The sequence below is a fragment of the Bacillus sp. GbtcB14 genome (assembly GCF_019091205.1).
Taxonomy (GTDB): domain Bacteria; phylum Bacillota; class Bacilli; order Bacillales; family Bacillaceae_G; genus Bacillus_A; species Bacillus_A cereus_AG.
Genome location: NZ_JAGXJT010000152.1, coordinates 1 through 272 on the forward strand (window position 1 = coordinate 1; position 272 = coordinate 272).

Consider the following 272-nt stretch of genomic DNA (forward strand, 5'->3'; position numbering starts at 1 on the left):
AGCTCTTCAAAGCTTTTATGTTTTTCTTTTTCTTTTCGTTTTCTGATTTGTTCCGCCTTTTGCTGCGCCTGTTTTTTCTCGTCTTCTTCCTTCAGCTCACTTTTCATTTGCAAAAGCCTGGCCTTCAGATCTTCCTCCAGATCGTCTTTTAAGCTGTGTTTTTCTTTAGGCAGCTGCTTTTTCATCATTACGCCCCCCGTATCTGAATATGGTGAGGGAAGACTAACCACCACTGGCGGAAACTGCGATAATTAATTATATAAACTGTAAGG

Annotated in this window: 1 protein-coding gene; it reads right to left on the bottom strand. The window is 40.8% G+C overall.

Annotation, left to right across the window (positions count from 1 at the left end):
- Window positions 1-185 (bottom strand): YqkE family protein (locus KVT31_RS29590; protein ID WP_217613728.1); only part of this gene is annotated, 185 nt, incomplete at its 3' end.
- Between the last annotated feature and the right edge of the window lie 87 nt (window positions 186-272).